The 24,848-nt window shown below is 69.8% G+C and carries 17 protein-coding genes; 9 read left to right on the forward strand and 8 right to left on the reverse strand.

The window, feature by feature from the left end:
* Positions 1–362 precede the first annotated feature (362 nt).
* On the reverse strand, positions 363–1,520 hold the full coding sequence (locus VGB24_RS04925; RefSeq protein ID WP_331071846.1) for a sensor histidine kinase: 1,158 nt from the start codon (positions 1,518–1,520) through the stop codon (positions 363–365).
* A 1,015-nt stretch (positions 1,521–2,535) separates the two neighbouring features.
* Between VGB24_RS04925 and VGB24_RS04930 the strand changes: the two genes are divergently transcribed.
* The 3 genes from VGB24_RS04930 to VGB24_RS04940 all read left to right on the forward strand — a co-directional run bounded on the left by VGB24_RS04930 (position 2,536) and on the right by VGB24_RS04940 (position 5,010).
* Positions 2,536–2,841 (forward strand): RNA polymerase sigma factor, encoded by a 306-nt coding sequence (locus tag VGB24_RS04930; protein WP_331071847.1) that lies wholly within the window; start codon positions 2,536–2,538, stop codon positions 2,839–2,841.
* Positions 2,842–3,024: 183 nt separating this feature from the next.
* Positions 3,025–3,474, forward strand: coding sequence for a response regulator (locus tag VGB24_RS04935; protein WP_331071848.1), 450 nt, complete (start codon positions 3,025–3,027; stop codon positions 3,472–3,474).
* 282 nt (positions 3,475–3,756) lie between these two features.
* Complete coding sequence (locus tag VGB24_RS04940) at positions 3,757–5,010, forward strand: tetratricopeptide repeat protein (protein WP_331071849.1); 1,254 nt, start codon at positions 3,757–3,759, stop codon at positions 5,008–5,010.
* Between the two features lie 24 nt (positions 5,011–5,034).
* On the opposite strand, the gene VGB24_RS04945 is transcribed toward VGB24_RS04940, so the two are convergent.
* Positions 5,035–5,247, reverse strand: coding sequence for a hypothetical protein (locus tag VGB24_RS04945; protein WP_331071850.1), 213 nt, complete (start codon positions 5,245–5,247; stop codon positions 5,035–5,037).
* Positions 5,248–5,521: 274 nt separating this feature from the next.
* Between VGB24_RS04945 and VGB24_RS04950 the strand changes: the two genes are divergently transcribed.
* Both VGB24_RS04950 and VGB24_RS04955 read left to right on the forward strand, forming a co-directional pair.
* Positions 5,522–6,046 carry a hypothetical protein gene (locus VGB24_RS04950; protein WP_331071851.1) on the forward strand — a complete coding sequence of 175 codons (525 nt, stop codon included), beginning with the start codon at positions 5,522–5,524 and terminating at the stop codon, positions 6,044–6,046.
* A gap of 14 nt (positions 6,047–6,060) precedes the next feature.
* Complete coding sequence (locus VGB24_RS04955) at positions 6,061–6,354, forward strand: hypothetical protein (protein ID WP_331071852.1); 294 nt, start codon at positions 6,061–6,063, stop codon at positions 6,352–6,354.
* Positions 6,355–7,336: 982 nt separating this feature from the next.
* On the opposite strand, the gene VGB24_RS04960 is transcribed toward VGB24_RS04955, so the two are convergent.
* Entirely contained in the window at positions 7,337–7,822 is a 486-nt protein-coding gene (locus VGB24_RS04960) for a Pycsar system effector family protein (RefSeq protein ID WP_331071853.1), read from the reverse strand.
* A 259-nt stretch (positions 7,823–8,081) separates the two neighbouring features.
* Here VGB24_RS04960 and VGB24_RS04965 point away from each other — a divergent pair, with 259 nt between their 5' ends.
* Positions 8,082–10,049: a Xaa-Pro dipeptidyl-peptidase gene (locus tag VGB24_RS04965; protein WP_331071854.1), complete on the forward strand. Its 1,968-nt coding sequence runs from the start codon at positions 8,082–8,084 to the stop codon at positions 10,047–10,049.
* A 25-nt stretch (positions 10,050–10,074) separates the two neighbouring features.
* On the opposite strand, the gene VGB24_RS04970 is transcribed toward VGB24_RS04965, so the two are convergent.
* On the reverse strand, positions 10,075–12,273 hold the full coding sequence (locus VGB24_RS04970; RefSeq protein WP_331071855.1) for an MEDS domain-containing protein: 2,199 nt from the start codon (positions 12,271–12,273) through the stop codon (positions 10,075–10,077).
* Between the two features lie 245 nt (positions 12,274–12,518).
* Between VGB24_RS04970 and VGB24_RS04975 the strand changes: the two genes are divergently transcribed.
* From VGB24_RS04975 to VGB24_RS04985, 3 genes are all read left to right on the forward strand, one after another.
* A complete protein-coding gene (locus VGB24_RS04975; RefSeq protein WP_331071856.1) occupies positions 12,519–13,334 on the forward strand; it encodes an endonuclease/exonuclease/phosphatase family protein in 816 nt (271 codons plus the stop codon).
* 358 nt (positions 13,335–13,692) lie between these two features.
* Positions 13,693–16,911, forward strand: coding sequence for a PAS domain-containing protein (locus VGB24_RS04980; protein WP_331071857.1), 3,219 nt, complete (start codon positions 13,693–13,695; stop codon positions 16,909–16,911).
* Positions 16,912–17,356: 445 nt separating this feature from the next.
* Positions 17,357–20,032 carry a response regulator gene (locus tag VGB24_RS04985; RefSeq protein ID WP_331071858.1) on the forward strand — a complete coding sequence of 892 codons (2,676 nt, stop codon included), beginning with the start codon at positions 17,357–17,359 and terminating at the stop codon, positions 20,030–20,032.
* Here the strand turns inward: VGB24_RS04985 and VGB24_RS04990 are convergent.
* The 4 genes from VGB24_RS04990 to VGB24_RS05005 all read right to left on the reverse strand — a co-directional run bounded on the left by VGB24_RS04990 (position 20,021) and on the right by VGB24_RS05005 (position 24,769).
* Positions 20,021–21,673, reverse strand: a complete 1,653-nt coding sequence (locus VGB24_RS04990) for an ATP-binding protein (RefSeq protein ID WP_331071859.1) — start codon at positions 21,671–21,673, stop codon at positions 20,021–20,023. The genes VGB24_RS04985 and VGB24_RS04990 overlap by 12 nt on opposite strands.
* A 350-nt stretch (positions 21,674–22,023) precedes the next feature.
* A complete protein-coding gene (locus VGB24_RS04995) occupies positions 22,024–23,277 on the reverse strand; it encodes a DUF1624 domain-containing protein (RefSeq protein WP_331071860.1) in 1,254 nt (417 codons plus the stop codon).
* 36 nt (positions 23,278–23,313) lie between these two features.
* The gene (locus VGB24_RS05000) at positions 23,314–24,168 is read right to left on the reverse strand and encodes an alpha/beta hydrolase (protein WP_331071861.1); all 855 of its coding nucleotides are present in this window, start codon (positions 24,166–24,168) and stop codon (positions 23,314–23,316) included.
* Positions 24,169–24,217: 49 nt separating this feature from the next.
* Positions 24,218–24,769, reverse strand: coding sequence for a DinB family protein (locus tag VGB24_RS05005; RefSeq protein ID WP_331071862.1), 552 nt, complete (start codon positions 24,767–24,769; stop codon positions 24,218–24,220).
* Between the last annotated feature and the right edge of the window lie 79 nt (positions 24,770–24,848).

The raw sequence follows: 24,848 nt of genomic DNA on the forward strand, positions 1-24,848 counted from the left end.
GGGCTCCGCCGACGCATGGGCCCGGAGCTCCGCGCGCCGCCGCGCCGCCTCCCGCTCCCGGGTTTCACTCCCGGCGATGCCGCGGGACGCGTCCCCCGTTCCACCGGAGCCGGCCCCCGCGTTCCGGGTCTGTTCTTCGGCAGGTTTCTGGGGGCACATTGAGCTTGCGGATCACTGGTGCATGGAGGCCGTATCATCTGATGATACCGGTACATGCACGAGATACGCCGCTGGAAATCATTGACCGGGTTTTGCGGCGTGTGCAAGGATCGGTTTTGCAGCACATTCGCGGATGCGAAAAGCGGGAGGGGGATGACCTCCCGCTCCCGCCTGGTCGTCGCGTGCAGCCCGGATCCGCTCGCTCAGCGCGCCGCCTTCCGGCGTTCCGCGGGGGCGTGGCGCGGAAGGCAGACGGTAAAGGTGTTCCCGTGCACCTCCGACGACTTCGCGATGATGCTGCCGCCGTGCGCGCGCACGATCCGCTCGGCGATGTAAAGGCCCAGCCCCAGTCCCTCCCGCGGCTCCCGGGGGGAGCTCTCCCCGGCGGGGGCGGCGCCGCGCAGCTCGAAGAGCGTGTCCAGCTGCTCTCGGGGGATCGCCGTGCCGCGGTTGTGAACGGAGACGTACACGTCGTGCTCGTCGCCGTTCACGTGCACGGTGACGGGCGTACCCGCGGTGCCGTGCTGCACCGCATTTTCGATCAGGTTGTTCAGTGCCTGGCTGATTCGCGCAACGTCCCACTCTCCCCGCTCCTCCGTGCCCCCCTCCACGCTGAAGCGCCGCTCGGGATGCGCGGCCGCGATCCCCGCAGCCACGTCGTGCGCCAGCGTTCCCATGGATGCCTCGGAGCGGTGAATGGGGATCCCTTCCCCCAGGCGGCTCCGGGTGAAGTCCAGGAGGATGCCCACCGTGTGCGTGGTGCGATCGGCGGTTTCCGCGATTTGGGAGGCAAGCGTCACGGCGGTCTGCTCCAGGTGCCGCGTCTCCAGCAGGGCGCTCGCCGAGGCCTGGATGGCGGCGAGCCCCGCCCGGAGGTCGTGGCCCACGATGGCGACGGAAATCTCCTGGGCACGGTCCAGCTGCTCGGAATAGCGAACCACGGATTCGGCGAGCGACTGGTCGATGGCCTCGTTGAAGCGAGTCAGCTGCTCGATGTCCCCGGGTGCGAGCTCGCCCTGGTTCTCGGTCCAGAGCCGAATGACGCTGGCGCGAAGCGCCCGGTACTCGGCGACCATCTGTGCCACGGTGAAGCCGCTCTCGGCCCGGCCGGCACCGTGCTCCTCGGCCGCCGTCTCGTCGGGGGTGTCGTCGGCCGCGTTCCCCTTCGACTTCTTCGACTGCTCGGCCGCGTCCTGCGCCGTCTCCAGGTCCGCGGCGATCATGCTGAGAATCCCGTCCGCATGATCGCGGAGCTCCACGATTCCCATCCGGGCGCTGGAAGGCTCACAGGTGCGCGCGAACTCCTCCCACTCGGCGAGGATGGGCTTGCGGTTCGCCACGATGAACTCTGACAGGTGCACGCGATCGATCCGGGTTTGAAGGGGCTCACGCCGGCAGGCCGGGGGCATCGATGCCGCCCGTGCGGCCCGGCCCTGGGCCGCTCCGCGCAGAACGGAAAGAATTGCGCCACCAGCGAAGCCGGTTGGCCCCCGCGACCCGCTCGGCTGTCCGCTGGCCCCGGGTCCGGTCCGTCGTGTGTTCCGGGCGCGGCACACCGTTGGCGGCATGTCCCGCCCATGTACCCGAACGACGATATCTACGTCCGTCTGCGGCTCGCCATCCAGCGGAGCGAAGAGGCCATGGACGCAGCGAAGGCGTTGGTGCGGGAGGCGCGCGAGTTGTGCGAACGGGGCCCCGATCCGGTGGAACCGCCGTTCCTCGCTCCGCCGTGGCAGGACGCACCCCGGCACCCGGAACCCCACGAGCCGCCGCCGCTCAAGCGTGGGCGGAGGGCGGATTGATGGCGAAGGTCAGGTGCCGGAGGGCGGCGCTGCCCCGGCGCATGCCGGCAGCCAGAGCGTAAAGCACGACCCCACGCCGGGCTCGCTGCGGACCGTCAGGGTCTCCGATGCTGACGGCGAGATCGCGGGCGATGGAGAGGCCCAGCCTCGTTCCCCCGTTGCCTGCCATGCTTGTTGGAGGTTGGGCAGACATGTAACAGATACCACCTTCACCTCCGAACTGCCGCACCTTTCGCGACAGTACCGGGTACGGCTTTTGCTCGATCCGCGATCCGCGATCCGACCTCCGTATGGCAAAGTGGCTGTTCATCGAGCGGCCGGCGTGCAGGCGGGTGGAGTTGAAGATGGGTCATGCCTCCCCTGGGCAGAGGCAATGCCGCACCCGCACTAATCACAACGATCGGCCGTCATGGCGGACCACGGGGAGACGGAGCACGCAGATCCCGAGTGGGCCGACGCCTCCATTCGGCGGCGAGGTGCCTCGGCACGCACTCCCGTGGGCGCAGCCCGGACTCCGTGGCACTCCGCGCGCGAAACCGCCCCGGGGCCGGGCGCCGCCGTCCTGGTAAACGACATGGACCAGCGCCTCGTGGAACGCATCCAGGGCCGTGAGGAAGCCGCGCTGGCCGAGCTGTACGACCGCTGGTCGGACCGGGTGTACGCGGTCGCCCTTCACCTGGTGGGCGACCGCGACCACGCGGAAGAGGTGGTGGAAAAGGCGTTTTCGCAGGTCTGGGCCCAGGCGGACCGCTATCACGCTGGGTGGGGCTCGGTAGAGACGTGGATCATCCTGATCGCCCGCAGCCACGCGCGGGCCGGCCTCGCCCGTCGAGCAGAGGCAGTCCCCTCGCCCCACATCCCACACCGATGGCGATCATGACGCCCGACATGGAGAGGGCGCAAGGACATGCCGAATGGGCCGAAGCGTTGGCTCTTCGCATCCCTCTGGCGCGCGTGCAGCCTGAGCGGTGCGCAGAAGCCACCGAGCCGGTCCGGGCAGTGGCCAAGGACTTCGGGGCCCGATCGGAACGCGTCGCCTGCCGAGGATGAGTGGAATCCTGCAATGGCGGAAACCGCCGAAGCCCACCCGTTCGACAGCCGCCTTGCGAGCTCGTGGATGAACACGAAAACGGTGCTTGTCGTAGATGACCACGCGCCGACCCGTGAGGGGTATGCCGAGTTCCTTCGGACCTGCGGTTACCTGGTGGTGGAAGCGCGGCACGGAGGTGAGGCGATTCTCTGCGTGCAGGGGAAGCAACCCGACGTGGTGCTCATCGACATCGTGATGCCGGTGCTCGATGGCATCGAAACCGCCCAGTGGCTGCGGTGGCACCCGCCTTCGGCGCAGACGCCCATCCTCGCGGTTACGGCGTGCCAGTCGCCCGCGCAGCAGGAACGTATGCGCGCCGTCTGCGACGATCTGCTGTTGAAGCCGTGTGCCCTGGACGTGATCGCCGGGCGCATCCGCTCGCTCGTGAACCCCGCGACGAAGCGCTGGGAAGCCGGAGCGTAACGGCCGATCCCCTGCCGCGGCGAATGCCGACTCCCTCATCTCCGGCGCAATCCCCCATCCCCGTGTCCGCGAGTCGCGATAGAGATCCGCAAAGCGCCGACCGTGGGGAAGGATGGGCGGGAGCCAGCACAGCAAGGCGCTCCGGGAGTACGACATCACGAAGCACGGGTTCGAGATCGGCGAGGGCCTCGGCCGGAAGTGGACAAACTTGCGCGCAGGTTCACTTCCTGACTACCTTCGCCGCTCCGAAGCACGCAGGAACTCAGTTCAGCTACATCTTTCATGCTGCTGTCACCCAGGCCGGAGCCGGTGGGGGCACCGGCCCGGCGGGGCCGGCGGCCGATTCCGCCCCTTCCGGGCCTTGCTCCGCTTGCCGCGCTCGTCTGCCTGGAAGAGCTTCCCGGCCCGCTGGGTCTGGTGCTGTTCCGGAGCGCCGCGGACGTGGCGCTGTGGTCGGAATGCGAGCCGCCACACCGCCGCGGCCTGTTCCGGCCGGGGCAGCCGGAACCCGCCGAGGACCAACCGTCGGCGTTGAGGCCGGCCCTGGCGGCGCTCGCGCACGTGGTCCGGCAGCCCGAGGCCGCGCGGCCCGCCCACGTATCCCAGGCGTGCACGGCGATCGGCGAGTGGGCGCAGGGTGCCGGGCACGTGGGCACGGGCCTGCTGTTCGCCGAGCTGGCCGCCATGGCAGACCCCCACAACCCGGTGCCGGCCGTGGCCGCCGGGCGCGTGCTCCGGAACGCCTCGCGGTACGACAGGGCGCGGCGCTGGCTGGACCGGGCCGAGCGGGTGGCGCACGTCGCCGGCGATCACCAGACCCGGGCGGATGCGTTCCTGGCGCTGGGCGTGCTCGAAGAGCGGCAAGGGAAGCTCCGGCGAGCCATGCGGCTGATGGCCCGCAGCTATCGGCTCGCGGCAAAAGCCGGGTTTACCGACGTCGCCGCGCACGCCCGCACGAACGCGCTGGGGATCTGCGGCCTCACGCGCCGATTCGCGGAGGCGCAGGCCCACGCCGAAGCTGCCCTGACGCTGTACGGCCCGGGCCACTCGCACATTCCCTCTCTCGCCCAGGACATCGCGCATCTGTGGTCCCTGCAGGGCCACTACGACGTGGCGCTGCCGGTGCTGCAAGCGGCGCTCGCGGCCATCACCGAGCCGGATCAACGATACATCACGACCGCCAACGTGGCGCGCGCCGCAGCCGGTGCGGGCGACCGGGCTTTGTTCCTGAGAATGTGGCAGGACCTCGACCAGCAAGACGGGCCCAGGGCGCACCGCTTCAGCGCCGACGCCCTGGTGGGGCTGGGCGAAGGGGCGCTGATGCTGGGGTTCAGCGTAGCGGCCCGCGACCTGGGCGCGAAGGCCGTGGCAATCGCTCAGGAACGCGGGGACGTGCTGGCGGGACGGGACGCGGAGGACCTGTTGAGACGTGTGCCGGAAGGGCTGCCGGTCGCCCGGTGGGAGCCGCCGACGGATCGAGAAAGGCTGCTGGCCGGCCGACTGGTGAGGATGCTGAGAGACGCCGCCCCGGACTGACGCGGGGCGGCTTTTTCGTGCCGATCAGCCAGCGCCGATGAAACCGCCGCCCCGGCTGGTCCCCGTGGTGTCCGCGCCCGTCGTCGTCGTGGTGGTGGTCGTGGTCGTCTCCACTGAGTCCGATTCCAGGGCGTTGGATCTGGCCGCCCCGGCGTTCGCGTCCGGCGCCGTCGCCGACTGGGAGCAGCCGGCGACGACCGCGAGCGCCGCCACCAGCGTAAGGGCTCTACGAAGCATCGTATTTCTCCTGCCGTTTCCGGTGAATTGATGGCGTTGCGCGTCCAAGTTATATCGCCCGCCCACATTGCGCCACAGTAGGGAGACACCAGACGACACGCGTTCGCGCCGTGGCTGAACAGCGGGGCGCGGCATTCCGACGCACCCCGAAAGCACCGCTCCTATCCGGCAAGAAAAGTCGGAGGGGGCGGTGTTTTGGCGTGCGATTGTCCCGGTCGACACCGCCCTTTATGGTTCGACCGGTGATGGGAAAGCACACTAACCGCCAGTACGAATGCAGCCGGACGGGGAGCCGCGCGCCACCCTCTACACCGAAGCCTGGGCCGGTGCGGTCCTGCGCGTGGCGCATCTGCCATCAGGCCACCGGCAGGCGTTCGGGAGTCTTCTGGCGCTCGTCGAGAGTGCGTGGGAGCACCTTCGGCCGGCTCAGCTCTTCGTGGAGCGCCACACGCCCGACCCGGCCGCGCCCTGGAGCGTGCTCGTGCAGTTCCTGGACTCCGAAGTGATCGACCTGTTCAGGGGGCTGGCCTTCAGCCTGACCGAGTACATCCCCAACCCGCCGTGCTGGGACGACGACTCGGACCCTACGAACCTGGATGCGGATGCCGGGCTGTTCGGGCGCTACGTGGAAGTGCTCTACATGGCCACGGCCCGGCCGGACGTGCCGGAAGACTTCCGCGGGCTGGTGTGCAGCTGCCGAAACGGGCTGACGCGGTTCGTCGAAGAGTTCACGTCCGGCATTGCAGCCATCGAAACGCCGGCGGGGGGCTGCCCTGTCGCGCGCACCCTCATCCCCTGAATCAAGACAGCGCCATGCAAAGACACGACAACACCCTGAGCGCGTGCGGCGCGTTGCCGATCGTTGGGACCACGGCCGGCCCCATGTTCCGGGTGTCATGTGGCGTATGCGCGTCGCACGTGGGCATCGACGCATTCGACATCACGGAAGGGGGCGTGGTGCTGATGGAGTACACCTGCCCGGCGTGCGGCCCGGGCGTGGTGCAGCTCGACCGGGAGTCGTGGGAGAACGTGCTGCGCGTGCCGCTGAACATTTCCGGAATTCCGTTTCCACCCCCGCAGACATTCCCGCGACGGAGCGTCAATTGAGCAATGTGGAAAGCGCCGCGCGGAGTACAAAAGTCTCGGAGTTCGGCGAGCTCGGAGGGCGGCAAGCCCCCACTCGCCCGCCGTAGCAGGAGTGGGCATGACCCCGGCCTTACCTCCTTTGGTTGCAGTCCTGCCAACCGAAACGCAAACAAATCTGGCGGCGGGTGCGCACCGCCGCCGTTGCAACATCAGCGTCAGCATCGCTCCTGAGATGGCCCAACGCTTCTACGATGCCGCGAATCGTGGCCTCCTCGACGCGGCGTTCCCCGTTCCGCACCGTAATGTGGCTTACCCTGGGGAACATGGATATTGTGGATTCATTCTCCGGACGGAGTAGGTCAGGTACCGAGAGCAGGAATGCCGGCACAGCGTGCCCGGCAAGAACGCGAATGGCGTTGAGCCGGACGAGGCGCGGGAGCGCACGATTCTCCGCAACCTCGGTTACAGCATCCGTGATCCGTGCATCCCGAAGCAAATAGCTCGACATACAGGCGGTTGAGGTGTTCGGTCTCGGCTGCGCTACGCCAAAGCGCCGCCAGCACCGGCGCACCGGTTTCTTCGCACTTTGCGATGAACTCCAGTGCCCATTCGTAGTGCGGGGCGGGGTGGCCGGTTTCCAACACCTGGGCCGCGAGGCGGCAGTCGTTGCGGACGTGCCGGTCCTGCCCCTCGGATTGCGCTGCAAGCGACCGTCCCGGCGCCGTCGCCGCCGTGATGGTGAGAATGAGTGCGATGCCTTGGACGTGCAGTCGCATCTTAACGCCCCCCGTAGTTGAAGTGGAACCGGCACCACGTGGGCGCGTAGCCGTCGGCACGAGCGCTTGCAGCGACTGCCGAGTCCGTCTGCGCCCCAAGCGCACCATCCGAACGCCGACCCGGTGGACCCCCGACGAGTGGCGCAGCGTCGAGGACGCCGCGCGCGCTCCTTGTTTCCGAGCGAGCGTGCGTCCAAGTCCATTACATTCGTAGCTTTGAGAGGAATTTATTGAGTGTTCAGGCTGATTAGCAGGTACACGGCCAGAGTCCAGGGGATGATGGCGGCATAGAGGAACCGGGTGCCGGTTTTCACATGCTTGTACTTTTCACCGGCAATACAGGCATTCCTGTAGGTCTGGCGGGCAAGATCCAACTCGTACTGATCTGCCTTCAAGTTTTGCATTTCTACAACGAACTCCTCCTCTGTCCGCTGGGTGATGCCCCCGAAATAAATCAGAGATCCCACGGGGTCCCTGGTACGAGGTGACGTTGCGACGAGCAGGTGCAGCAAGCTCGCGCTGAGTGTCGCCAGAGCCAGGACAGTGAGGGTGATGCTCACCCCTGTCCAAACTTTTGGTCCGGGAGCAACGGCCGCCAGGACCCCGAACATCGCGATGTCTACGGTTGCCAGGGGAGAGACCTTCAAATCAGCCGCCGCGATCCATTGTAGTTGGCGGGAGAGCATAGTCTCGAGCAAAGCGTGCTTGTCCATGTATAATCATGTTTTGAATGTGAGAGATGAGATCGAGAGGTCTCGGGGGTCGCTGAGCCGCACCGTGTGGGACAAAGATGAGAGCGGCTGTTCGACCCTGCAAGCTTCTCGGGGTTCTACGGACGTCACCGACCAATCCGAGTTCGCCTGCTCCCTTTTCACATCGGCACCAAAACGATAACGTCTCTCCCGTCCGCCTGTCGCGATGTCGAACTCCCGCCCTCGCTCAGCTGAGCGAGTACCACCAGAGGCCCCGAGCATGACTGAATCACTCTTGCGCCGCGCCGGCATCGCGGCCGCGCTCACGCTGGCCTGCGCCGCGTGCGCCGGCGCACCGCAGGTGCCGGCCAGCACTCCGCCGGCGCCGGTGAGCACCCCGTCTGCACCGGAGACCAGCCCGTCCGCTGCGCAGCAAGGCGCCCGCCCCGTGTTCGCCGACGGCATGGCGCAGGTGGTTCCGGCGTTCACCGATCCGGCGCAGTGGATCCGCCAGAACCTGTGGGTGGAAACGGAGTTCGACTCCGACGGAGACGGCCGCAGGGACCGCGTGCACGTGGGGGTGACGCGGCCGCGCCAGACGGACACGGAGGGGCTGAAGGTGCCGGTGGTGTACGGCTCCAGCCCGTACTACGCCGGCGTCGCGCGCACCTTCGCCTTCTGGGACGTGCGCCAGGAGCTGGGCGAACCCTCGCCGCCGCGTGGCGCCATGCGCGGCCCCCCGCACGATTCCACGCGGACGCGCATCTCCAACCAGCTCGTGGGCACGTGGGTGCCGCGCGGCTTTGCGGTGGTGCACTCCGATGCGCCGGGAACGGGGCGGTCGCAGGGATGTGTGACCATCGGCGACACGCCGGAGCGCACGGCGATGAAGTCCGTCATCGACTGGCTGAACGGACGCGCGAAGGGGTATACCACGCCGAACGGCACCGCCGAGGTGTCGGCGACGTCGTGGTCCACCGGCAAGGTGGGGATGATCGGCACGTCGTACGAGGGCACGCTGCCCCTGGCCGCGGCGACGACGGGAGTCGCCGGGCTGGAGGTGGTGGTCCCGGTGGCCGCGAACACGTCGTACTACCACTACTACCGCTCCAACGGGCTGGTGCGGTCGCCGGGCGGGTACCTGGGCGAGGACGTGGACGTGCTCTACGACTTCGTCGCGAGCGGCCCGCCCGCGACGCGCGCCACCTGCGACCGCACGGTCAAGGGCGGCGTCTTCGCGGCGGGGCAGGACCGCGCGACCGGCGACTTCAATGCGTTCTGGGCCTCGCGCGAGCTGCTGCCGCACGTACGGAACATCCGGGCGGCGGTGCTGCTGGCGCACGGGCTGAACGACTACAACGTCATGCCGTCGCACACCGTGCGGATCTACGAAGAGATGAAGGAGCGCGGCCTGCCGGTTTCGATGTACCTTCACCAGGGCGGCCACGGCGGCGATCCGCCCGCCGAGATGGTGAACCGCTGGTTCACGCACTACCTGTACGGCGTGGACAACGGCGTCCGCAACGATCCGCCGGTCTGGATCGTCTCGAGCACCGCCGCGCGTACGTCGTCCGGGCGTGCTGCGCCGGTTCCGTTCGCGTCGTTCCCGGCGCCGGGTTCGGAGCCGGTGCGGCTGTATCCCACCCCCGGCGGCAACGGCATCGCGCCGCTCGCCCTCCGCCAAGCCCGGGGCACCGAGTCCATCACCGACGACGCGGCCGTCAGCGGCAGCGCGAACGCGAGCGCGGCACGCTCCACCCATCGCCTGCTCTTCGCCACGGCGCCGCTCACCGATTCGCTGCGCATCTCCGGGACGCCGCGCGTCACACTGCGTGTCTCCGTCGACCGGCCCGCGGCGAACCTCAGCGTGTGGATGGTGACGCTGCCCTACGACTCGGCGAAGCTCGGCGACGCGAGCCGCGTGGGCGTGGTCACGCGCGGGTGGGCCGACATCCAGAACCATGCGTCGCTCACGCGCGGCGGCGTCTACGCGTCCACGCGGCCCGGCGAGCGGCTCGTCCCGGGGCGGTTCTACGACCTGACCTTCGACCTGGAGCCGGACGACCAGGTGATCCCGGCGGGGAGGCAGCTCGCCGTCATGATCATGTCGAGCGACCCCGAGTTCACGCTCTCGCCGCGGGCCGGAGCGCGGCTGACGGTGGACCTCGCGGGAACGTCGTTCACGGTGCCCTTCGTGGGCGGCGGCGCGGCGTTCACACGGGCGGGCGGCGTGCGGACGAATCCCTGACGCGGGAGCCGGCGCACACCGCGCGCTAGACGGCGGCGGAGGAGACGCGGTCGAGCAGGTCGTCGGGCCCGAACGGCTTTTGCAGCACGTTGCCGCGCCGGAGCAGGGGAGTGAAGGCCGTCTCCTCGGGGGTGTAGCCCGAAATGTAGATCACCCCCAGGTGGGGCCGTCCCGGCCGGATGCGCTCCACCATCTCCGGGCCCGACATCCCGGGGAGCACGACGTCGGTAACCAGCACGTCCACGGGGCGATAGGGGTCGGCGAGCACGCTCAGCGCCTCGGCCGGGGTGGCGAAGTGCAGCACGTTCACCCCGCGGCGGCTCAGCACGTCCACCACGAAGTGGCGCACCGCATCCTCGTCCTCCACCACGACCACGGACTTGTCCTTCAGGTCGTGCCGGGTGGGCAATACCACGTCGGGGGCGCTCTCCTGGCGCTCGGCCGTGATCGGCAGGAGCACCGTGAAGACGGCCCCCGCGCCAGGCTCGCTCTCCACCCACACGTAGCCGCCGCCCTGCTTCACCATCCCGAACACCGTGGACAGCCCCAGCCCCGTGCCAAAGCCGCTGGGCTTGGTGGTGAAGAACGGCTCGAACGCCTGCGCCACCACCTCGGGCGTCATACCCGTCCCCGTGTCGGAGACGACGATCCGGGCATAGTGCCCCGGGCGAACGTATTCCGGCATGCGGTCGGCGTGGGCCGCCGCGTCCACGAAGCCCACGTCGACGGTGATGGTGCCCCCCGGCCCGGTGGCGTCGCGGGCGTTGACCACCAGGTTCATCAGCACCTGCTCTACCTGCACCGGGTCTACGTACACCGGCACGGGGCGGGGACCGGTGCGCACCTCGAAGTGCACGTCCTCGCGCAGCAGGAGGCGAAGCATGCGCTCCGTGGCCCGCGCCACCGCCCCCACGTCCACCACGCGGGGCTCCAGCACCTGCCGGCGGGAAAAGGCCAGCAGCTGGCGGGTGACCCCGCGGGCGCGCTCGGCGGCCAGGCGGATCTCCCCCACGTCGGCGGCGAGCGGGCTGTCTTCCGGCACGTCGTACAGGATGAGCTCGGAGTAGCCCAGGATGGCGGTGAGCAGGTTGTTGAAGTCGTGCGCCACGCCGCCCGCCAGCCGGCCGACGGCCTCCATCTTCTGCGCCTGGCGAAGCTGGTCGGCCAGGCGCATGCGTTCGGTCACGTCGCGGCTGGCGGCCAGCACGTGCGGCATCCCCCGGTAGTGCACCAGCGAGCCCGACGCCTCCAGCCACCGCCAGCCGCCGTCGGGGTTGGCGTGGCGATAGGTGGTCAGCGTGCGTTCCCCCTGCAGCGAGCGGCGCACCGCCTCCCGCACGGCGGGAAGGTCGTCCGGGTGCACGCCCGCGAACGGCTCGTCGGGCACCTCGCCCAGGACCCGCGGGGCCGACGGGCTGATGTACGCGCGGCGGCCATCCACGTCGTGAAGGGTGATCAGGTCGCTGGTGTTCTCGGCCAGGACGCGGTACAGCTCCTCGCTGTCGCGCAGCGCCGCGCTGGCCTCGGCCAGCTGCTGCGTCCGGGTCTGCACCCGCCGCTCGAGCTCGGTGTTCAGCCGCTGGATCTCGGCCTTGGCGGCGACGAGCTCCATGGTTTCCATCATTTCCCATTCGCCGAACCGCCGGGCGATGGTGAAGTCGTGGGTGGCCGCGAGGTCGAAGATCTCGCTTCCCGTGCTTCCGCCCAGCGGATAGGTGCAGAGCAGGAGCAGCCGCTTCCCCGCGAGCTCCTCGTCGATCAGCGCTTCGAACGCGGTGAACGCCTCGCGCGTGCTGCGGGTGAGCCAGGCCTCGTCGGCGTGCACCCGCAGCCCCGCGTGGCCCCGCGCCAGCGCGCGCTCGAGCCGGGCCAGCAGCCCGGCGATCACGCGGTCCGCGTCGAAGCCGCCGTCCTGCAGGAATACGTCGTAGCAGGAGACGATCTGCAGGGCGCCGGTGTTCACGTGCAGGTCCACCCCGGGAAGCGCCTGCTCCAGCGCCTCCCTCGCCGTTTCGACGTCCTCGGACGTCACCCACACGCACTGCTCGTCGTCCTCCAGCCCCGCGCGAAAGTACGGGACGACGGTGTCGAGCATGTCGGCGCGCGTTTCGTAGAAGCTGCAGAAGTGCGTGCCCCACGGCATGTCGCCGACCGCGTGGATCCCGGACCTCCTGGGCACCCCGTCCGTGGCGGAGGTCGAGACCTGCTCCGTCCCTGTCGTCATCGAATCCCCCCTGAGCCTGGGCTGTCGTGGGCCTGCCGGGATCGGCTGCATGTTGCAGACCGGTTGGGAGCCGTTCGCGACTCCCGTCGCGTGGCGGGTTCACGGGTACTCTCGCCCCGCCATTCTTCACGCGTTCGCTGGCACGGGGCTCTCTGCGGCGGTACCGCGGCTCTCTGGCCAGGGGCCAGGCGCCGGGACCATCTTTGTCGCCGGCTTCGTTTCATCCTCGCCACTTCCCGCTGCCCATGACCCCGCTCGCGCGAACCTTCGTCCTCGCCCTGGCCGCGCTGCTGGCCGGCTGCGCCACCGTTCCGGCTCCCCCGCCGGAGCGCGAGGTGACGGTGCTGGTCTACAACATCCGCGCGGGCAAGGACCTCGCGGGGGGCGAGAACCTGCCGCGCGTCGCGGAGCTGGTCCGCGGCACGGGGGCGGACCTGGTGCTGCTCCAGGAGGTGGACCGCAACACGCAGCGATCCGGCCCCGCGGACCAGCCCGCCGTGCTGGCGCGGCTCACGGGCTACTCGGTGGCGTTCGGGCGCACGATCGGCTTCCAGGGCGGCGACTACGGGGTGGCCGTGCTTTCCCGCTGGCCCATCCGCCGCGACACGCTGGTCCCCCTGCTGGTCACCGCGCCGTCGGGGCGAACGACGGAGAACCGGGAGCAGCGCGGGGTGCTGCTGGCGGTGGTGGACGCCCCGGGCGGGCCGATCGCGGTGCTCGACACCCACCTGGACCACACGGGTGACGACGTCTGGCGTTTGCAGGAGATCGCCACCGTGCTCCGCGTCGCGCGGACGGAGCCCGGGATGCCGGTGCTGATCGGCGGCGACCTCAACGCGCGCCCGGAGAGCGCCGTGCACGAGCAGCTGCGCGGCGCCGGCTTCCGCGATGCGTGGGAGGGATGCGGGGAAGGGGACGCGATGACCTTTCCCGCGAGCGCGCCGGACCGCAGGATCGACTACCTCTACGTCGACGGCGCCACCCGCTGCCAGAGCGCCCGGGTGCTGGCCAGCGACGCCTCCGATCACCGGCCGCTCGTCTTTCGGCTGCGGCTGCGCTGATCATCGGCCGGTACGTCGCGCCAGACGGACTTGGATCGACACCTCCACTCCGGGAACGCCGCGGGATCTGAACCACCGCTCCCTCCGTCCGGTTCGAGTGGAGCGAATGGCGTCGAGGCTTTGTCCAGCTCCGCGCGTCACTTGATTGCCCCGAAACAATCTGGTATCCTCCGATAACCCTCGCACGTCCGCCGCTCCTCGCCATGCCTTCCGCGGCGCCGCCGGCTGGTCCTTTCCATTGTCGGCAAAAGAAAAGGTTCATTATGCACGCACGGCGCTTCATCTCGCCCGGGACTGCATCTGCCCCCTGGCCGCGGTTGGTCAGGGCCGCGGCGCGCACCCTCACCGCGTTGCGCCGATGAGTGCGTACGCGGCGGCACCGGAGCGCCTGCCGGAGCTGATTTCGCGCCTGGGGGCCATTCTCCAGGAAATCGAGACCACCACCGGCGGACAGGTCGACGCCCTGGTAGACCCGCGCAGCCAGGTGACGTACCTGCTGCGCGGCGCCCAGGATGCACTGGTCGCGCAGGAGCAGCAGTTCCGCACCGTGACCGAGAACACCTCCGACGCCATCCTGCGCCTGGATGGCGACCTGCGCCTGCTGTACGCCAACCCGGCGGCGCTGCGGGTGCACGGCGGCGCGGTAGAGTCGGTGCGGGGGCTGGCCCTGGACGAATTCACCCGCCGGGCGCCGGGAACGCCGGAGTGCCTTGCCGCCATGCGCGAAGTGCTGCGCAGCGCCCAGCCCCACGAAGCGGAGTTCGTGCTGGGCGAGGGCGACGCGGCCCGCGTGTACAACGCGCGCATCAACCCCGAGTTCGGCCCGGACGGTGACGTCGTATCCGTGCTCGCGGTGCTGCGCGACACCACCGCCATCCATGCCTCCAGCCGGGAGCTGGCCGCGGCGCATGCGCGCATCAGCGGGATCCTGGAAAGCGTGACGGACGCCGTCATGTCCATCGATGCGGACTGGCGCTTCACGTACGTGAACCCCCGGGCCGAGCTTCAGCTGCGCCGCGGCAGGTCCGAAATCCTGGGGCGCGTCCTGTGGGAGGCCTTTCCGGCGACGCTGGGCAGCCGGTTCGAGACGGAGTACCGCCGGGTGGCGGCCGAGCGCAGCCCCCGCGTGTTCGAGGAATACTTTCGCCCCTTCGACAGCTGGTACGAAGTGCACGCCTATCCGGCGGAGGCTGGTGGAATCCACGTGTACTTCCGCGACATCTCCCAACGCAAGGCAAGGGAGCGCGAGGCCGCCGAGCTGGTGGAGCGCCTGGCGACCAAGCACGCCCTCCTGGAAGCCGTGGTGCGGCAGCTCCCGGTGGGCGTGGTGATCGCCGAAGCCCCGTCCGGGCAGCTCCTGATGGGCAACAAGGAGATCGACCGCATCTTCGGCCATGGGTACCGGCCCTCTGCCTCCGTTGGGGAGTACGAGGAATGGGTGGCGTTTCACCCCGACGGGCGCAGGGTGCAGGCCGACGAGTGGCCGCTGTCGCGGGCGCTCCGCACCGGCGAGCCCGCGGGGCCGGACGAGGTTCGCGTCGTGCGCGCCGATGGCAGCCCGGGCATCGCCCGCCTCTGCGCCACACCGGTGCTGGACGCGGAGGGATCCGTCATCGCGGGGGTGGTCGTCATCGACGACATCACGGAGCAGCGCGCGGCGCTCGACGCGCTGCGAGCAAGCGAAGAGCGGTACCACCTGGTGAGCCTGGCCACCAACGACATCATCTACGACTGGGATCTCGTCGAGGGCGGGATCACACGGAACAAGGCCATGGGCGTCCTGGGCTACTCACCCGCGGAGATCCCGTGCACGTTCGACTGGTTCGCGGAGCGCGTGCATCCCGAGGACGCTCCCCGGGTCGGGGGCAGCCTGGAGCGCTTTCTGGAGGGTGACGACCTCTTCTGGTCCGCGGACTACCGCTTCCGCCGGGCCGACGGCTCGTACGCCCGCATCTACGACCGTGCCCACCTGGTGCGCCGCGCAAATGGACGACCGGAGCGGATCATCGGGGCCATGCTCGACGTAAGCGAGCGCGAAGCCGCCGACGCCGCGCTGCACCACCAGGCGCTCCTGCTGGACACCGTGGAGCAGGCGGTGATCGCCACCGACCTGGAGGGCCGCATCACCTACTGGAACCGTTTCGCGGAACATCTCTACGGCTGGGCGCGGCACGAGGTGCTGGGCCGGCCGGTCCTGGAGGTGACGCCCTCGGAAGAGGCGGTGGCCGAGGCTGCGCGCGTGCTGAAGGCACTCATGGAGGGGGTCAGCTGGTCCGGGCAGTTCCGGGTCCGGAGAAAGGACGGAACGTCGTTCCTGGCCCAGGTCACCAACACCCCCATCCCGGGTCCCTCCGGGGAGCTGGTGGGGGTGGTGGGCGTGTCGTTCGACATCACCGAACGGCGGGAGCTGGAGGAGCAGCTGCGCCAGTCGCAGAAGATGGACGCGGTGGGGCAGCTGGCCGGGGGCGTGGCCCACGACTTCAACAACCTGCTGACGGTGATCTCGGGAACGGTGGAGCTGCTGAAGGCCGACCTGGCGGACCCCACCGTCCTCGAAGACATCGAGCAGATCGGCGAGGCGGCCGGGCGGGCCGCCGGGCTGACGCGCCAGCTGCTGGCCTTCAGCCGCAGGCAGATCCTCAAGCCGCGGGCGGTGAACCTGACGGCCCTGGTCGGCGGCATGCTGCCCATGCTCAAGCGGCTGATCGGCGAAGACGTGGAGCTGCGGTTCAAGGCCAACGCCGCGGAGGCGCAGGTAGAGGCAGATCCCGGGCAGCTGGAGCAGGTGCTGCTGAACCTGGTGGTGAATGCCCGCGACGCCATCGCGGGGACCCATGGGCGGGTGGTGATGGAAACGCACCAGGCGGAGGTCGGCCGCGGGGACGAAGGGCTGGACGGGGCGCTGCCGCCGGGGCGGTACGCCGTGATAGCGGTGAGCGACACCGGGATGGGGATGCCGGAAGAGGTGCGGCAGCGCGTCTTCGAGCCGTTCTTCACCACCAAGCCGCCGGGCGCCGGCACGGGGCTGGGACTCAGCACCGTCTACGGCATCGTCAGGCAGAGTGAGGGATTCATCTTCGTCGACAGCGCCCCGGGTGCCGGCACCGAGGTGCGGGTGTACCTGCCGCTGCTGGAATCGGCGGAGCATCCCGCGGCGGCGGCGCCTCCGCCCCTTCCGGGGGGGAACGAAACCATCCTGCTGATCGAGGACGAGGGGGCGGTGCGCTCCCTGACGCGCCGGGTGCTGACGCGCCAGGGCTACACGGTCGTCGACGCACGCGACGGCGCCGAGGCGCTGGCGCTGGCGCGGCGCGAGGATGCGGACTTCGACCTGGTGATCACCGACGTGGTGATGCCGGGAATGAGCGGCCCGGCGGTGGCGGAGGAGCTCCGCGCGCTCATCGGCGGCGTTCCCGTGCTGTACATGTCGGGCTACACCGACGACGAGATGCTGAGGCGCGGAATCCACACCTCCGACACGCACTTCCTCCAAAAGCCCTTCACCCCTGGCAGCATCCTCACGCAGGTGCGGGCCGTGCTCGACGACCCGCGCGCCAGGCCGCCCGCACGAACCTGACGCTCAGAGCCGAGGTGGAGATACAGAGGCTGCCCGGAGCCCGGGCTTCGGGCACGCGTCGACCACGGCGCTACCCGCGGACTGTGTGGCGGATCCTTCAGTCGCTGCGGAGCGCGGTGCGGCGCGGGTTCGGGGTGGCCGCTCCTTCAGGATGACAGCCAAGGCTTCTTCGCACGTGTAATCCGCCTTCAAAAAGACATTGCGGATCGCTCCTTAGGGATTATTATTACCTGCGGATCTGAAAGGCGCCCGTTCCCGGTGCGTCCCCTTCCAGTCCGGTTCGGGCTGCCCGTTCGAGATCGCCTGGGGTCCTGACCCCTGGCGTGGCGGCCTCCTGCCTCCGGCACATCGCCGGGACGTAGTTTCACTCCGCCGGTGCCGGGATGCTCCATCCTCGCAGCGCGTGGCCCAGGGCCTCAATGCGACTCTGCACGACTCCCGCGCCATGACCGGGCCAGCCGCCGCCCCGGGCCAGCCGATCCGCGTTCTCCTGGTGGAGGACGACGAAGACGACTTCGTGATCACCCGCGGCTTGCTGGCGGAGGTGACCGGGGCCGCCTTCGACGTGGTATGGGCCGCCACCTGCACAGAAGGGCTGCGCACCCTGGCGGGTGGGGAGTTCGACGTGGTGCTGCTGGACTACCGCCTGGGCAGGCACACCGCGCTGGATTTTCTGGGCCGCATGCCCCTGGCGGAGACCACGCCCCCCGTGATCCTGCTCACCGGCGCCGACGACACCGGCACCGACGTGGCCGCCATGCGCGCGGGTGCCGTCGACTTCCTGGCCAAGGCCGGGCTCAACGCGACGATGCTGGAGCGCTCCATCCGGTACGCCGTCGAGCGGCACGGGGCGCAGGTGGCACGGCATTCCGCCGAGCGGAAGTTCGAGATGCTCCTGGAGTCGGTCGGCGCCATCGTGTGGCAGGGCGATCCCGACACCCTGCAGTTCACCTACGTGAGCCAGGAGGCCGAGGTCCTGCTGGGGTATCCGCTGGAGATGTGGACGCGCGACCCGGGCTTCTGGTCCGCGCACATCCACGAAGCCGACCGCGCCTGGGCGGTGGCGCTGTGCAGGGAAGCGGCAAGGAACAACGTACCGCGCACCTGCGACTACCGGATGATCGCCGCCGACGGGCGCACCGTCTGGCTGCGCGACATCGTGAAGGTGGTGAACGTGGGGGGAAGGCGCGAGCTGGCGGGGGTGATGGTCGACGTGACGCAGGCGAAGTCCGTGGAGCAGGACCTGAGGCTGCGCGACCGCGCCATCGCGGCCGTCGAGGAAGGGATCATCATCACCGATCCGCACCAGCCCGACGACCCCATCGTGTACGTGAACCCGGGGTTCGAGCGCATGACGGGCTACCCGGCCGCCGACGTCGTGGGCATGAACTGCCGGTTCCTGCAGGGCGCCGGCACCGACCCGGCCGCGGTGGCCGGCATCCGCCGGGCGCTTCAGGCCGCCGAGCCCATCCGCACCGAGCTGCTCAACTACCGCCACGACGGAACGCCCTTCTGGAACCGCCTCTCCATCACCCCCGTCCAGGACGAGCTCGGGTCGCTCACCCATTTCGTGGGGGTGCAGCGGGACGTCACCGCCGACCGGTCGCGCGAGCAGAAGGTGCACCTGCTGGCCAGCGCCCTCGAAGGCCTCGACGAGCAGGGCGTCAGCATCGTCACCGCCGAGGGCGAGTGGGTGTTCTCCAACCGGACGCACGGCCGGCTGCTGGGCTACGATGCCGGCGCCGACCCGGCTCCCACCGTGGACGCGTTCCTTCCCGACGACGACGCGCGACGCGAGTTCGAGCACATGCTGGCCACCGTGCGGAACACCGGGAGCTGGAGCGGGCGCGTGCGCAGGCGGCGCCTTTCCGACGGCGCGATCATCGTTCTCGATACCTTTGCCGGCGGGGTCGAAGAGCAGGGCCGCACCCTCTTCTTCACCATCATCCAGGACGCCAGCGAAGCCATCGCCCACGAGAGGCACCTTCGCCGCGCCGAGCGGCTGGCGGGGATCGGCACGCTGGTGGCGGGCGTGGCCCACGAGCTGAACAATCCGCTGAGCGCGGTCCTCGGCTTTGCGCAGATGCTGCTCCTGGATGCGCGCACGGAGTCCGAGCGCGACGACCTGCGCACGATCATCCGCGAGGCGGAGCGGATGGCGAACATCGTCTCGGACCTGCGGGCCGTCGCGCGCGACACGCAGGAAGAAACCGGCACGCGCGAGCCGATCGACCTGAACGACGTGGTTCGCCACGTGCTGAAGACCCGGGCGTACTCGCTCACCACGCGGAACGTGGAAACGAGCGAGGACCTGGCCGACGGGCTCCCCATCGTCTCGGCCGACCGCGGCCAGCTGGAGCAGGTGCTGCTGAACCTGGTGGTCAACGCGGAGCAGGCCATGGACGAAAGCGGTGGCGACCGCCGCCTGGCCGTGCGCACGCGCCCCGCGCCGATGGGCGTTTCGGTGGAGATCATCGACACGGGCACGGGGATCCCCGCCCACCACCTGGACCGCATCTTCGACCCGTTCTTCACCACCAAGGCACCCGGGCACGGGACGGGGCTGGGCCTTTCCCTCGTCCACAGCATCGTCACCGAGCACGGGGGCGAGATCCGGGTGGACAGCGAGGCGGGGCGGGGCACCACCTTCCGGATCGACCTCCCGGGGAGTACCGCCGCCCCGGCGCCCGTGCCGGGACCTGCGCCGGAGCGTACCGACGAGCTGCCCGGCTCTCCGCTCCGCGTGCTGGTGGTGGACGACGAAGATGCCGTGCGGCGGGTGCTCGTCCGCATTTTGCGCCGCCGCGGCCACCACGCCGACGAGGCGGCGGAAGGCGGGCAGGCCCTCCAGGTCCTGGAATCGGACGAGCGGGGATACGACGTGATCGTTTCCGACCTGCGCATGCCCGGGCTGGATGGCGAGGAGCTGCTGAAGCGGCTGCAGGCGCGGGGCGAAGGGCTGGAGCGGCGGGTGCTCTTCCTCACGGGAGACATCGCCAGCGCCCAGGCGGCCCGTACGCTGGCCGAGGCCCGCGTGCCCGCGCTCGCGAAGCCCGTATCGGCCGCGGAGTTCCTGGCCGCGGTGGAAAAGATCGGGTACGGGGCGGGATCAGGCCCGTGACGCGGGGATCGGCGCCGGAGACCCGGCGCCGATGCGGTCCATGCGGCCGTCGCGGGGCGCGGGGAGCCCCAGGAAGAAGGTGCTGCCCACCCCCGGCGCGCTTTCCACCCACATCCGGCCCCGGTGCAGGCCGGCGATGCGCCGGCAGATGGCGAGGCCCAGCCCGGTGCCGCCCTTCTCGCGGCTGTCCATCATCTCCACCTGCTCGAAGGGCTCGAAGATGGCCGACAGCTTCTCGGCCGGGATGCCGCGCCCCTGGTCGCGGATGGAGAAGACGACCTCCGTCCCCGCCTCTTCCACCCCCAGCCACACCGTGGCGCCGGCGGGCGAGAACTTCACCGCGTTGGCCACCAGGTTGATCAGCACCTGCACGATGCGGTCGGGGTCGCACCAGACCCGCGTCTTCGCCGAGTGGGCGATCAGCCACACGCCCGCCGCCTCCGCCGCGGGCCGCACCACCTCCAGCGCCTGCGCGATCAGCTCGTCCGCCGGGTACCAGCGCGCCTCCACCGACACGTGGCCGGCGTTCAGGCGCTCCATGTCCAGCAGGTCGCCCACCAGCCGGAGCAGCCGCTCGGTGTTGCGCACGGCCATGTCCAGCATCTCCCGGCCGCGCTCGGGGCGTGCCGTCATGAGCCCGCCGGCCAGCAGCCCCAGCGAGCCGCGCAGGGCGGTGAGCGGGGTGCGCAGCTCGTGGCAGACGATGGCCGGGATCTGCTCCTTGAGCCGCTCGATCTCCTTCCGTTCGCCGATGTCGCGGTAGATGCCGTAGACGCCCACCTGCCCCCGCTCCACCTCGATGGGTGCGCCCAGGACGGACACGCTGAGCGGCGTGCCGTCCTTGCGCCGCCGCGTGACCTCCGCCGCCACCCGCTTGCCGGACGCGACCCGGCTGGTGAGCTTGGTGGCGTCGTCCTGGCCGTCCTCGGGAACGATCAGCGAGTTGATGGTCCTGCCCACCACCTCTTCTTGCGAGTAGCCGAACATCCGCGTGAACTCGGGGTTCACGCGCAGCACCCGGTCGTGCGGGTCCAGCAGCACCAGCCCGTCGGGGGCGCTGGTGAAGAGCTGTTCCAGGCACGCGCGCTCCAGCTCCAGCGCGGCCTCGGAACGGCTGCGCCTCAGGAGCTCGCGGCGAAGGTCGATCTCGCTGGCGGCGGAGCTCGCCAGGTCCGAGAGCAGCGCCACGTCGCGCTCCGTCCACTCGCGGGCGACCGCGTCCACCACGCACAGGCTGCCGATGGGGTGGCCGTCGTGCGTGATCAGCGGAATCCCCAGGTACGACCCGATCTCCCCACGGATGACGGCGGGGTGCCTGCTCACCCGCGGATCGAGCCGCGCATCCGGGATGACCACGGGCCGTTTGGACACCACCGCATGAAGGCAGAAGGAGCGCTCCAGCGGACTGCTCTGGCCGGCGGCGTACGGTCCTGCGCCGCAGAACGCGCTCTTGCAGAACTCGCGTTCGTCGTCCAGCAGGTTCACCAGGGCGGCGGGCGTTCCCAGCAGGCCGGCCGCCAGCCGCGTGAGGCGGTCCAGGCACTCCTCCGCCGGCGTGTCCAGCATCTCCGCCTCGTGAAGGGCGGAGACGCGGCCCGGCGCGGAGGCGCGGGGGAGCCATGGGTGAGTGCTGCCGTACATCGCGACCTCCTGGAAAATGCGCCAGATCGGCGTCCGGATTACCCGTTCGGTTGCCCACAGCCGGCCCAGGGTAGGCGAACGCCGCGCCACATCTGTCCGCATCCGCTAAATGCTTGTCCTGTATGTCTTTGTGGATAATAGCACAATCGGGGCGCACCGTGGCGAAGTGACCGATTCCCGAGCACCCGGCCGGCGAGGCCCGTGAGAAACGGCCCAGCGGGGGCGGATTTGCTCCCCCTGTCCGAAATGGCTACAGGTGAGCGGCGGAACCGGCTGCGCGAGGGCGCAAAGCACGCGGTGGGAAGAGCTTGGCGGGCAGGGAACGGGAGTGATGGAGCGCCGCACGTCGCTCACAGGTAGCTGAACCACCACTCCGTGCGCCGCTGCTTGATCGCCGCGTACCAACGGCAGAGCGGGTAAAGGAGCGCCACGCCGACGGCCCAGGCCAGGTAGGTGATGCCCAGTCCGAACCCGGCGCCGGGCTGCGGCGGGGTGCCGCCGGGAAAGCCGAACAGGTGGGCCGTGGGCCTGCCCGTCGCCAGCGACAGCCCCAGCCCCATGGCGTGCGCCACGAACCACTGCAGCACGTAGAAGAAGAGGGGAACGCGGCCGAACGTCACCAGCATCCGCCCCACGCGGCCGCGGGGCACGCGCTCCAGCCACGCCAGCGCGAGCAGCGCCGGCCCCAGCGTCATCAGCACGAACAGGAGCGACGGCGGGTACTTGTTCGTGTTCAGGAAGGAGAGGACGGTGAACGCCGCGTCCTTCTGCACCGCGAACGGAGCGGGATTGCCGTACACGTTGGTGGCGCGCAGCAGCACGAATTGCACGATCATCGCCACGCCCAGCCGGGCGAGAAAGCGCTGGCGCCGCTCCGGCTCCCACCCGTAGACGCCACCGAGCGCGTACCCCGCCAGCATCACGCCCAGCCACGGAACCAGGGGATAGGCCACCAGCGCGGGCGCGCCGAAGAGCAGGATGAAGCCGGGCTGGTGAAGCACCATCCACAGCGCGCCGAGCGCACCGGGCCCCGGCGTGCCCGGACCGGCCCACCCCTGCACCACGATGGGATCCGCCAGGTTGTGCAGCACGATGATCGCCACGCCCACCGCGCCGGTCGCCACCACGGGCAGGTGGACGAACGCGGCGAGCACGATCATCGAAACCCCGATCGCCCAGATCACCTGCAGCATCCCGGGGAACGCGCCGTAGTCCAGGTCGAACGCGATCCCGAAGCGCACGATGGTGAACTCCAGCACGATAAGCCAGAAGCCGCGCGAGACCAGGAAGCGCGAGAGGTCCGCCTTCGACTTTCCGCGCCGCAGCTGCAGCGCCACGCCCGTCCCGGCCAGCAACACGAAGATGGGCGCGCAGAAGTGCGTGACCCAGCGGGTGAAGAAGAGCGCGACGGTGGTGCGGTCCAGGTTGGCGGCGTCGAACAGCGGCGCGTCGCGGTGAACGAACTCGCGCGTGTGGTCCAGCAGCATCAGCACCATCACCAGCCCGCGCAGCACGTCTACCGCGTCCACCCGCTTCTTCGGGGTGGCGGCGGGTCCGTGCGCGGGATCGGCGGAGTGCGGCGCCGAAGCGCGGGTCGTCTGCATGATGATCGGGGCGTGGCGAAGAGTGATGATCCGCGGCTACGATCCGCTCGTTGCGGTCGCGCGGGTGGCGAGTCCCTGTGCCTGCAGCCAGAAGTAGAACACGTCTACCCAGTGGTCGCTGCTCGTCCCCTGCTTGCGGGTGCCGAAGCCGTGGCCGCCCGTGGCGAACACGTGCACCTCGGGCTGGATGCCCGCGGCGAGCAGCGCGTCGTGAAAGCGGACCACCCGCCCCCGCGACACGCGGTCGTCCTGGGCCCACGCCAGGAAGGTGGGGGGCAGCCGGGCGGGGATCGCGGGGATCACGCCCAGCGGCCCGCCGTAGACCATCGCCGCGAAGCTGGGGCGCGCCGCGCTGTCCGGCTGCAGCAGCGCGCCGCTGGTGACCATCGCGCCGGCGGAAAAGCCGATCATCCCCACGCGGTCGGGAGAAATCCCCCACTCCGCCGCGTGCCTCCGCACCACGCGCAGGGCCTGGATTCCGTCCGCGATGCCGTATCGCCCGGCGGTGTCCATGTCCATCTGCGGAATGCCCTCGCCCTTTTGCTCCACCGTGCGGTACTTGAGCACGAACGCGGCGATCCCCCGCTGCTGAAGCCAGCGCGCCAGGTCGGCGCCCTCCAGGCTGACCGTGAGCGCGATGAACGCGCCGCCCGGGGCGATGATCACCCCCGTGCCAGTCGCATTCGACGAGTCCGGAAGGAACGCCGTCAGCGTGGGCGTAACCACGTTCTGGATGACCGTGCCGACCGGCGTATCCTCGTAGACCTTCTCCTGGTGCGTCCAGTTCTCCGAGCCGGGCGCCACACCGGGCCAGAGGTTCACCACCTGCGCGTTCGCCTCACCCAGCGCGAGGCCCACAGCCGCCGCGCTGATCAAGATCGTCCTGAACATGATCGTCCTTCGATGTGTGGCTTGGGGAGATGCGGAGCAGGGCCGCCTGCTACGCATGTGTGCCCGCTCCGGAGGCGCCGACGAGCCCGGGAAGGTAGCGCTCGCGGAGGATCGCGCCGTGGTGAAGCTCGTGCCCGGCGATGATCCACGCCAGTGCGCGCACCGAGCACTCCGCGCCGCTGGCGATTCCGCGGCGGTCGAGCGCTTCGGCGGACAGCGGGCGGAAGAGCGCGATCGTGGCGAGGCGCACGTGTTCGAGCTCTTCGCCCAAGTCCGCGATCGTGCGGGCATCGGAGCCGGCGCCCGCCACGAACCGGTCCTGGTCCATCGACGGCAGCGGCGCCGTGTCGCCCCGGGCAAAGTGGAGCGCGCGATACGCCATCACCCGCTCCGTGTCGATCACGTGCCCCAGCACCTGGCGGATGCTCCACTTCCCGGGAAGATAACGGTACCCACCATCCGCCTCGTCCATGCCTCGCGTCGATTCCAGCGTGCCGGCCAGCTGGGACCGCAGCGTGAGCAGCACGTCGCCCTCCGGGACGAGGTCCACGTAGCGGCTGAAGTACGGGGGATGCTCGGATGGATCGGGGCGCGGAATCATGGGCGGCGTGCTTAGTGGGGGTGCTTGCATCGGTCGGTAGCTGCTCTCATAATAAACGAGAACGGTCCGGCGGGAAGGG

The sequence above is a fragment of the Longimicrobium sp. genome (assembly GCF_036399935.1).
Taxonomy (GTDB): Bacteria; Gemmatimonadota; Gemmatimonadetes; order Longimicrobiales; family Longimicrobiaceae; genus Longimicrobium.

Bases quoted from the DNA above. Each gene is read 5' to 3' on its own strand.
- VGB24_RS04930 (WP_331071847.1), top strand. From the start codon at position 2,536: ATGGACCAGCGCCTCGTGGAACGCATCCAGGGCCGTGAGGAAGCCGCG.
- VGB24_RS04935 (WP_331071848.1), top strand. From the start codon at position 3,025: ATGGCGGAAACCGCCGAAGCCCACCCGTTCGACAGCCGCCTTGCGAGC.
- VGB24_RS04940 (WP_331071849.1), top strand. From the start codon at position 3,757: ATGCTGCTGTCACCCAGGCCGGAGCCGGTGGGGGCACCGGCCCGGCGG.
- VGB24_RS04945 (WP_331071850.1), bottom strand. From the start codon at position 5,247: ATGCTTCGTAGAGCCCTTACGCTGGTGGCGGCGCTCGCGGTCGTCGCC.
- VGB24_RS04950 (WP_331071851.1), top strand. From the start codon at position 5,522: ATGCAGCCGGACGGGGAGCCGCGCGCCACCCTCTACACCGAAGCCTGG.
- VGB24_RS04955 (WP_331071852.1), top strand. From the start codon at position 6,061: ATGCAAAGACACGACAACACCCTGAGCGCGTGCGGCGCGTTGCCGATC.
- VGB24_RS04960 (WP_331071853.1), bottom strand. From the start codon at position 7,822: ATGGACAAGCACGCTTTGCTCGAGACTATGCTCTCCCGCCAACTACAA.
- VGB24_RS04965 (WP_331071854.1), top strand. From the start codon at position 8,082: ATGACTGAATCACTCTTGCGCCGCGCCGGCATCGCGGCCGCGCTCACG.
- VGB24_RS04970 (WP_331071855.1), bottom strand. From the start codon at position 12,273: ATGACGACAGGGACGGAGCAGGTCTCGACCTCCGCCACGGACGGGGTG.
- VGB24_RS04975 (WP_331071856.1), top strand. From the start codon at position 12,519: ATGACCCCGCTCGCGCGAACCTTCGTCCTCGCCCTGGCCGCGCTGCTG.
- VGB24_RS04980 (WP_331071857.1), top strand. From the start codon at position 13,693: ATGAGTGCGTACGCGGCGGCACCGGAGCGCCTGCCGGAGCTGATTTCG.
- VGB24_RS04985 (WP_331071858.1), top strand. From the start codon at position 17,357: ATGACCGGGCCAGCCGCCGCCCCGGGCCAGCCGATCCGCGTTCTCCTG.
- VGB24_RS04990 (WP_331071859.1), bottom strand. From the start codon at position 21,673: ATGTACGGCAGCACTCACCCATGGCTCCCCCGCGCCTCCGCGCCGGGC.
- VGB24_RS04995 (WP_331071860.1), bottom strand. From the start codon at position 23,277: ATGCAGACGACCCGCGCTTCGGCGCCGCACTCCGCCGATCCCGCGCAC.
- VGB24_RS05000 (WP_331071861.1), bottom strand. From the start codon at position 24,168: ATGTTCAGGACGATCTTGATCAGCGCGGCGGCTGTGGGCCTCGCGCTG.
- VGB24_RS05005 (WP_331071862.1), bottom strand. From the start codon at position 24,769: ATGATTCCGCGCCCCGATCCATCCGAGCATCCCCCGTACTTCAGCCGC.